Raw genomic sequence first — 8,537 nt, 5'->3', positions numbered from 1 at the left:
CCCGCCAGCGCATGCGCCGCGCCGAGGCCGGCGGCACCAGCGCCGATGATCGCGACGTCGACGGAGGAGGGGAGGGACATGGGTGGGCTCTAGCACGTTCGCTGGAGGGCCACCACAAACGAGCTGTCATCACCCGCCTTGTGCGCAATTGCGCACTGGAGTGGGTGATCCAGAGACGGTCTCGTAGGGTGGGCAAAGGCGCCTTTGCGCCGTGCCCACCATCTCTGGTCAATCGCGATAGAAGTGGTGGGCACGCTGTCGCTTTGCCCACCCTACGGCACTGCGGCGGGCAGTGGCCCTTACGCCACTGCTTCCTTGGCCTTCTCCGCGCGCTTGCGCTCGTTCGGGTCGAGGTGCTTTTTGCGCAGGCGGATCGACTTCGGCGTGACCTCGACGAGCTCGTCGTCCTCGATATAGGCGAGCGCCTTTTCCAAAGTCATGCGGATCGGCGGGGTCAGGCGCACGGCTTCGTCCTTGGAGGTCGTGCGGATGTTGGTGAGCTGCTTGCCCTTGAGCACGTTGATCTCGAGGTCGTTGTCGCGGGTGTGCTCGCCGACGATCATGCCCTTGTAGACCTTCCAGCCCGGCTCGATCATCATCGGGCCGCGGTCCTCCAGCTTGAACATGGCGTAGGCCACCGCTTCGCCCTGGTCATTGGAGATCAAGACGCCGTTGCGGCGACCCTGGATCTCGCCCTTGTACGGCGCATAGCCGTGGAACAGGCGGTTCATGATCGCGGTGCCGCGGGTGTCGGTGAGCAGTTCGCCCTGGTAGCCAATCAGGCCGCGGGTCGGCGCGTAGAAGACCAGGCGCTGGCGGTTGCCGCCCGAGGGCTTCATCTCGATCAGCTCGGACTTGCGTTCGCTCATCTTCTGCACGACGACGCCGGAGTGCTCCTCGTCGACGTCGATCACGACTTCCTCGATCGGCTCCATGGTGGCGCCGGTTGCTTCGTCCTTCTGGTAGACGACGCGGGGACGCGACACCGAGAGCTCAAATCCTTCGCGGCGCATGGTCTCGATCAGGATCGCGAGCTGCAATTCGCCGCGGCCCGACACTTCCATCGCGTCCTTGTCGGAAGCTTCGACCACGCGCAGCGCGACATTGCCTTCGGCCTCGCGCAGCAGACGGTCGCGGATCATGCGGCTCGTCACCTTGTCGCCTTCGGTGCCGGCGAGCGGGGAGTTGTTGACGATAAAGGACATCGACACGGTCGGCGGGTCGATCGGCTGTGCCGGCAGCGGCACTTCGACGGTCGGATCGCAGAAGGTGTCGGCAACGGTGCCCTTGGTCAGGCCCGCGATGGCGACGATGTCGCCGGCTTCGGCTTCATCGAGCGGCGTGCGCTCGAGACCGCGAAATGCCAGGATCTTGGTGATGCGGCCGGACTCGACCAGCTTGCCCTCGGCGTTGAGCACCTTGACCTGCTGGTTCGGCTTGAGCACGCCGGACGAGATACGGCCTGTGATGATGCGGCCGAGATAGGGATTGGCCTCCAGGATGGTGCCGATCATCCTGAACGGACCTTCCTCGACCTTCGGCGCCGAGACGTGGTTCAGGATCAGGTCGAACAGCGGCTCCATGCCCTTGTCCTTCGGGCCTTCAGGGCTTTCGGCCATCCAGCCCTGCTTCGCCGACCCGTACAGGATCGGAAAGTCGAGCTGCTCCTCGCTCGCGTCGAGCGCCGCGAACAGGTCGAACACCTCGTTGATGACTTCGGTCGGGCGCGCGTCGGGGCGATCGACCTTGTTGATGACGACGATCGGCTTGAGGCCGACCTTGAGTGCCTTGGAGACCACGAACTTGGTTTGCGGCAGCGGACCTTCGGCGGCGTCGACCAGCACCAGCGCGCCGTCGACCATGTTCAGGATGCGCTCGACCTCACCGCCGAAATCGGCGTGGCCGGGGGTGTCGACGATGTTGACGCGGGTGTCCTTCCACTGCACCGAGGCCGCCTTGGCCAGGATGGTGATGCCGCGCTCACGCTCCAGATCGTTGGAGTCCATGGCGCGATCGGTCACCTTTTGGTTTTCGCGGAACGTGCCGGACTGCTGGAGGAGCTTGTCGACCAGGGTCGTCTTGCCGTGGTCGACGTGGGCGATGATGGCGACGTTGCGGAGGTTCATGAGTGAGCTTCTTTGCGTTCGAACAATGGGTTAAGCGCGATCTCGCCGGTCGGACCGGGACCTCTTCTCGAAACAACGCTGGAAGACTGGAAACGGGCGCTCGCCGCCCAAAAAGGGAAACCCGGCCATCTTGACCGGGCACCCTACGCGTTGCGGCGCAATATATGCAAAAACCGCCAAAAAACAATGTGTTCTTTGGCCGTTGGTTGATTGAATTTTGTCCGGAGATTCCCGGGGTTTAGGCTTGCGTTCCAGGATGGGCGGGGGCCTTCCGCCCCTTGATGGCCGCCCAGATCAGGGCGACCCCGCCTATTCCCACCACCAGGCCCAGAAAGACCAGTGGTGCGAGGTCGGAGGCGATCCGGCCATCCTCGACCACCGACATTCCGCCGAAGATCAGCGCACAGGCACCCGGCAGCAGCATGAGGATGCCGAAGATCGCCATGAGCGCGGTCAGGCAGCCGCTGCGCATTTCCGTCGGGGCAGGAGGCGGACCCGGGGGTGCCGGTGGCGGTGTGTCGCTGATGCTCATGCCTGCAAGGCTCCTTCCCTCGCCTGCGCGGCCAGCGCGGTGCGGATGCCGTTGATCTCACCGTTCCGGTAGAACAGATTGTAGGTGTCGAACGGAATGATCGCGCCCTGCTCCGTCACGAAATGGATGCAGCTGCGCTTGACGTTGCCGACGCAGAAATTGAAGCGATCGAGAAACTGCACGATGGTGACGCGGAACACGTTCTCGTAGGAGAGTCCCTGCGGCACCTCGAAACTCGGCAGGCAGCACAGCAATTCGCAGACGCGCTCGCTGGTGTTGAGCGGCCCCGACGACAGCGAAAACAGGTCGACGAATTTCTCCCGCAGAATCGGATGTTTCTCCGGGCTGATCGTATTGGGCATTACCGCGACCAGCTGCTCCTGCGGGATCAGCGAAGTCAGCGGCAGCACCTTCTCGCCATTGCGCAAGCCGTAGCCGATCGAGATGCTTTCCGGGTTGCAGGGCAGCGGGATCATGTCCTTGTCGCCGAATACGCCGGTCTCGATCACGCGCTTGCGGATCTCCGACAGCATGATGCGGTCGGTATTCTTGTCGAAGTTCTCGTTGCGACCGGCGTCCTGCACCGGCTGCAGCGTGACGCCGCGCACGCATTTCCAGGTGAGCGCGTGGCGGACGATATTGCCGATCTCGGCATCGTTGACGCCGCGCTTGATGGTCGCGACGAGCGTGGTCGACACGCCGTAATGTTCGAGATTCTCCAGCGCCTGCTGGCGAATCTTGCGCAAATCCGCGCCGCGCAGGTTGAACAGCGCATCGCGCTGCAGCGAATCGAACTGGAGATAGACCTCCAGCCCGCGCTTGTTCTCGGCCAGCCGCGCCACGAAATCCTTTTCGCGGGCGATGCGCAGGCCGTTGGTGTTGATCATGACGTGGCGGATCGGGCGGGCACGCACCGCGTCCAGGATCTCGAAGAAATCCGGATGCAGCGTCGGCTCGCCGCCGGAAATCTGCACCAGATCAGGCTCGCCCTCGCTTGCGACCAGCGCGTCCAGCATCTTCTCGACCGTTGCGAGCGGGGTGAATTTCGTTCGTGTTGGCGAGGATTCGGCGAAGCAGACCGGGCAGGTGAGATTGCAGTGCTCGGTAATCTCGATCAGGGCCAGACAGGAATGCTGCTCGTGGTCGGAACAGAGGCCGCAATCATAGGGACAGCCGAATTCCGTGCGCTGCTGGAATTGCAGCGGCCGGTCGCCGGGCTTGATGAAATCCTTGCACAGACGCCAATAGGCGGCATCCGTCGACACCAGCGTCGACTGGACGCCGTGCTCCCTGCAGCGCTTTTCGTACCAGACCTCGTTGTCTTGGATCTGGATCTTGGTCGGCACCAGCTTCAGGCAGGTCTCGCAGAGGGATTGGGTCTGGCCCCAGAAGATATAGGGACGCGACTTACGCAACGGCGCGTTCATGCACAGGTCTCGCTTTGGGGGCCGTCGCCAGCATGAATGCGGCGTAGAGCAGGATGGACAGCGACAGCAGGTGAAACAGGGTGAGAGGGCCGATCAGCGGGCCGTAGGGCTTGAGGAATTCCCACAGAAAGCGTTGCGCTCCGTAATAGGCGAGCACCAGGTAGAAACCATTGGTGATCACAAAGGCGTTCCGGTTCAAGACCGCCAGCACATAGGCAAGCGCGAATACGGCCATGGCGGCGCTCTCATAGAGCTGCACGGGATGACGCAGGACGCCGTCACCGAAATCATGGCCGAGGGGCAGCGCCGTCGGCGTACCATAGGTGAAATCGTCAAGGCCCGCGAAGTAGCAGCCGAGCCGGCCGATCGCGATGCCGAGCGCCAGCGGCAGCGCAAACCGCGCGCCGGTTCGGACCGTGATCCCCGCGGACCATTTGTAGAGCTCGATCGCCACGATGCCGCCAGCCAGGGCGCCCTCCACCGAGCGCGCAATGCCGCTCTGTCCCGACAGCCACAGATTGGCGGAGCCGAACAGATAGGCTCCGAGCCCCGCGCCGAACACCAGCGCGGCGATGTAGGGCCGCTCGAAGGATTGCGCCGGAAACTGCAGGCGCTGTCGCGACAGCCAGTAGACGGCGGCGGCCGCCGCCAGCCACGCCAGGATGTCGAAGATGGTGTGAAGAACAGCCCCGCTCATGCGGGGAGAGTATAGCACGGTACGACCGGAAAAGCGCCGCGCATGACTGTGCCCTCTCCCCGTGCGGGAGAGGGCAGCTCCGCTATTTGCCACAAGCTCATTGGGGTGAGGGGTCCCTCGCACCTAGGCGAGTTCGCGGATAGAACCCCTCATCCGACGCGCGCAGTGCGCGCGCCACCTTCTCCCACAGGGGAGAAGGAAGAACGGCTCGCTACCCGGCCTCGCGCTCATCGGTCGGATAGACGCCGCGCAGCACCTCCTCGAAGTGCATTTTCACCGCGTCGTTGCACAGGCAGGCGCGAAGCCTCAGGCCGTCGCGGCTGCGAACCAGGATCGATCCGCGCCTGGTGTCGAGAATTCGTTCTGCCTTGAACGACTGAAGCACGCGGCTGGCATAGCTGCGGCCAACGCCAAGCAGCGTCGCAAGCTGTTCGTGCGTCAGGGGCACGCTGTTCTCGTCGCCGGTCCGCTCCATCGCCGCCAGGATCCATTTGGCGGTCCGCTGCTCGATCGAATGGATCGCGTTGCAGGCGGTCGACTGGAAGATCTGCGCCAGCATGCAATCGGCATAGCGGGCGAAGATGTTGCGCAACGATGCCGAGCGCAGCTTGGCCGCTTCCAGCTTGGCGACATGAACGCGCGCAAACGGCCCGCCGAATTTCACGCAGATCCGGGTATAGGCCGGCAGGAATCCCTCACTGACGATGCCGCCCACCGCGCCCTCGCGGCCGACCAGGATGGTTTCGACGTCGCGGCCGTCCTCGTTGGGGACGAGAAAGGTCGCGAGCGAGGGACCACAGGGGAAGTGGACGACCTGAACGTCGTCGCCGGGATTGTAGAGCAGCTGGCTGGCCGGGCAGTCCTCGACGGAGACGTGGGGCGCAAGCAACGCGTAATCCGCCGCGTTCAGGCGCCGTAACAGATTGTTAGCCGGCCGGCTGTCGACCTCGGTTGTAGTGCCGATACGCGCATCCATCGTGAAACCCCCGTCCTCCTCTCACAATACCGAGTTCCGTCCATATCCTGTGTGCACAAGTGGACAGACTGAATAACTGTGATGTGGTGGGTTTCGTTCCGGGAACCCCCCGATGCGCTGGGCGCAGGTATCGTGGCGCGGCTGTCCCTGATCAGAAAACCCCCCTTCAAGATGCGATCATGGCACCTGCATTTCCCGATGGCTCATCCTGTCCTGCCGACGTCCTGGTCGTGGAGGACGATCCGATCATTGCGATTGATTTCGAGGACCGCCTGCTCGGATTTGGCGTGAGCCAAGTGCGGACCGCCGGGTCGGTGATGCAGGCGCTGGACGTGATCGACAAGCGCGCCCCCGATTTCGCACTGCTCGACGTCGAGCTGACCCGCGAGACCAGCTTTGCGGTCGCCGAGCGGCTGGTCGCGATGAAGATCCCGTTCGTGTTCGTCACCGGCTACGGCGCCGAGGCACGCATCCCGGCCGAATTCTCCGGACTGCCACGCTTGCAGAAGCCGTGTTCGAGCGACGCGTTGGAGGCGGCGTTGCGCACACGCGCCTGACGGCTATGTGCCGGAGCGGATACAGAGTTCGGCGAGGTCGTTCTCGACGCCCTTGAAGAAAGTGTGCGGAAGCGGCGGCGGTGGCGATGGAATCTTCTTGATCGCCGCGGCTTGCGCAGCTCCCGCCTCCTCCGACAATTGCAGGAAACGTTTCAGCGCCTTCGACCGACTCTTGCCGGCGAATTCGTCCAGCTTCTCCTCCGTGGTGTCGATTGGATTGAGACGGAGCAGAGCCTCGTTGCCGGTGGCAGGCGCAGACACCGCTCCGAGCTTCACGCGGCTGATCAAATTGTAGCGGTCGAAATGCTCGAAGATCAGATCCAGGATCTTGGCCTGGCGCATCGGCTCTTCCATCGCCAGATAACGCTTCACATCCGCATTGCCCTTCAGGCTTTCCAGCTCGGCCGCGCCGGCGAACGGGTTGTCCGCGGTTTGCCGGTCGATGCGCGCGAATGCATTTTCCAGCATGCGCGTGCCCCATGTGATGACGATATCGCGGCCGCGCGGCTCGAGCTGGTCGGTAACTAGCCCCTTGTCCATCAGGCATACGGGATCGGCGCTTGCGCGGAGCGACTTGCCGAGCTCGGTGGTCAGGGCCTTGCCGTAGGGCGATGCAAACGCCTCGCGCACCAGCGTGGCCTCGTCCTTGGTTTGCTTTTGGGGCTGCGCCCATGCGGGCGAGGCCGTGCTCAGCAGGAGGACGATGACGATGGTTCGGCGACGGAACAGCACGGCTTCAGCTCAAAAATGGTCCGGATCAGGCCCGTGAAAATGCACGGGCCTGCAATGGTCGTTCGGGCCGGCCGGATGGTTCACGGCCATCCGGCTGCGAGCTGGGTGTCACGCAAGCTTCGGATCGAGCATCGTCGACCACAGCGCGACGTCGGCGCGGTCGCGTAAGGTCACCGTCATCTGGCCCGAGGCGCCGTCGATCTTGACATGACCGAAGAACTGCATGCCGGCGGACGGCGGCAGGTTCTGGCTGTCCTGGCCCGGCGCCTTGACGAAGCGCACCTCGGGTCCAAAGGTGTTGTCGAGCGCATTGGGGCCGAACGTGCCTGCATGCAGCGGGCCCGAGACGAATTCCCAGAACGGTTCGAACTCCTGGAATTGCGCCTTGTTCGGATCGTAATAATGCGCGGCGGCGTAGTGCACGTCGGCGGTCAGCCACACCGTGTTGCTGATCGGCGCCATCTTGATGAAACGCAGGATGTCGGCGATCTCGAACTCGCGGCCGCGAACCGGTCCGTCTCCTTGCGCGATTGCTTCCGAGCCGCCCTTCGACGTGTCCGACACGACGAGACCGAGCGGCATGTCGGAAGCGATCACCTTCCAGGTCGCGCGCGAATTGAGCAGGCCGCGCTTGAGCCAGGCGATCTGGTCCGGGCCGAGGAAATAGCTGGCGGGGCCGTAAGCGGTTTCGACATTGGGACCGTTCGGACCGCGATAGCTGCGCTCGTCGAGCACGAACACGTCGAGATGCGGGCCGTAGGAGATCTGGCGATAGACCCGGCCGGGCTCGTTGATGCTCTCGCGCAGCGGATACATCTCGTGAAAGGCGCGCGCGCCGCGCGCGGCGAGCAGCGCGATGTTGCGCTCCTTGTAGGCGGCCGGCAACTCCTTCGACAGCGACCAGTTGTTGGTCACTTCGTGGTCGTCCCATTGCACGAAGATCGGCACTTCGGCATTGAAGGCGCGGAGATTGTCGTCGGTGAGATTGTATTTGTGCGCGGCGCGGTACTCGTCCAGCGTTTCGGCGACCTTGGCCTTCTCGGGGATGGTGAGGTTCTTCCAGATCTTGCCGTCGGTGAGCTTCACCTCGGATGCAATCGGGCCGTCGGCATAGATGGTGTCGCCGGAATGCAGGAAGAAGTCCGGCCGGTGCTTTCGCATCGCCGAGAAGGTGAACATGCCGCCGTCATCGGGATTGATGCCCCAGCCCTGGCCGGCGACGTCACCGCCCCAGACGAAGCTGACATCGCGGCGGTCGGCCGGCGCGGTGCGGAAACGGCCGACGACCGCCTCGCCCTCGACCGCGCTGTGCGAGAGATCACGGAAGCGGACGCGGTAAAAGATGTCCTGGCCGCCCGGCAAGTCCTCGATCAGCATCTTTGCGGTGAAGTCGCTCTCGGGCAGCGCGGCGATCGGCGGCAGCGCACGGGCATTCCGGAACGTGTCAGTCGTCGCCACCTCGACCAGCATCTGCGCGGGTCGATCGGTGC

8 protein-coding genes are annotated in these 8,537 nt (G+C 63.8%); 1 reads left to right on the top strand and 7 read right to left on the bottom strand.

The annotated features are described in order from the left end of the window. Positions 1-299: 299 nt before the first annotated feature. From typA to MOV75_RS18545, 5 genes are all read right to left on the bottom strand, one after another. Positions 300-2,126 (bottom strand): translational GTPase TypA, encoded by a 1,827-nt coding sequence (typA, locus tag MOV75_RS18565; RefSeq protein WP_246928137.1) that lies wholly within the window; start codon positions 2,124-2,126, stop codon positions 300-302. Positions 2,127-2,364: 238 nt separating this feature from the next. Continuing rightward, complete coding sequence (locus tag MOV75_RS18560; RefSeq protein WP_246928134.1) at positions 2,365-2,658, bottom strand: hypothetical protein; 294 nt, start codon at positions 2,656-2,658, stop codon at positions 2,365-2,367. Then, positions 2,655-4,085 carry a radical SAM protein gene (locus MOV75_RS18555; RefSeq protein WP_246928131.1) on the bottom strand — a complete coding sequence of 477 codons (1,431 nt, stop codon included), beginning with the start codon at positions 4,083-4,085 and terminating at the stop codon, positions 2,655-2,657. Before MOV75_RS18555 ends, MOV75_RS18560 begins: the two co-directional genes overlap by 4 nt. After that, positions 4,066-4,782, bottom strand: a complete 717-nt coding sequence (locus tag MOV75_RS18550) for a prolipoprotein diacylglyceryl transferase family protein (RefSeq protein WP_246928129.1) — start codon at positions 4,780-4,782, stop codon at positions 4,066-4,068. Before MOV75_RS18550 ends, MOV75_RS18555 begins: the two co-directional genes overlap by 20 nt. 211 nt (positions 4,783-4,993) lie before the next feature. Continuing rightward, a complete protein-coding gene (locus tag MOV75_RS18545) occupies positions 4,994-5,758 on the bottom strand; it encodes a Crp/Fnr family transcriptional regulator (protein ID WP_246928120.1) in 765 nt (254 codons plus the stop codon). Positions 5,759-5,937: 179 nt separating this feature from the next. On the opposite strand from MOV75_RS18545, the gene MOV75_RS18540 reads away from it, so the two are divergent. Then, positions 5,938-6,315 (top strand): response regulator, encoded by a 378-nt coding sequence (locus tag MOV75_RS18540; RefSeq protein WP_246928117.1) that lies wholly within the window; start codon positions 5,938-5,940, stop codon positions 6,313-6,315. A gap of 3 nt (positions 6,316-6,318) precedes the next feature. Here MOV75_RS18540 and MOV75_RS18535 read toward each other — a convergent pair whose 3' ends face one another. After that, the gene (locus MOV75_RS18535; protein WP_246928114.1) at positions 6,319-7,047 is read right to left on the bottom strand and encodes a hypothetical protein; all 729 of its coding nucleotides are present in this window, start codon (positions 7,045-7,047) and stop codon (positions 6,319-6,321) included. 108 nt (positions 7,048-7,155) lie between these two features. Next, a partial coding sequence (locus MOV75_RS18530; RefSeq protein WP_247006337.1) for an alkaline phosphatase occupies positions 7,156-8,537 on the bottom strand: 1,382 nt, incomplete at its 5' end.

The sequence above is a fragment of the Bradyrhizobium sp. PRIMUS42 genome (assembly GCF_023006515.1).
Classification (GTDB): Bacteria; Pseudomonadota; Alphaproteobacteria; order Rhizobiales; family Xanthobacteraceae; genus Bradyrhizobium.
Note: the sequence above shows the minus strand (reverse complement) of the source record. Positions and strands in the feature narration are given on the sequence as shown.

What these genes read in the sequence shown, in the direction of transcription:
- typA (WP_246928137.1), bottom strand. Translation starts at nt 2,126, where the DNA reads ATGAACCTCCGCAACGTCGCCATCATCGCCCACGTCGACCACGGCAAG.
- MOV75_RS18555 (WP_246928131.1), bottom strand. Translation starts at nt 4,085, where the DNA reads ATGAACGCGCCGTTGCGTAAGTCGCGTCCCTATATCTTCTGGGGCCAG.
- MOV75_RS18545 (WP_246928120.1), bottom strand. Translation starts at nt 5,758, where the DNA reads ATGGATGCGCGTATCGGCACTACAACCGAGGTCGACAGCCGGCCGGCT.
- MOV75_RS18560 (WP_246928134.1), bottom strand. Translation starts at nt 2,658, where the DNA reads ATGAGCATCAGCGACACACCGCCACCGGCACCCCCGGGTCCGCCTCCT.
- MOV75_RS18540 (WP_246928117.1), top strand. Translation starts at nt 5,938, where the DNA reads ATGGCACCTGCATTTCCCGATGGCTCATCCTGTCCTGCCGACGTCCTG.
- MOV75_RS18550 (WP_246928129.1), bottom strand. Translation starts at nt 4,782, where the DNA reads ATGAGCGGGGCTGTTCTTCACACCATCTTCGACATCCTGGCGTGGCTG.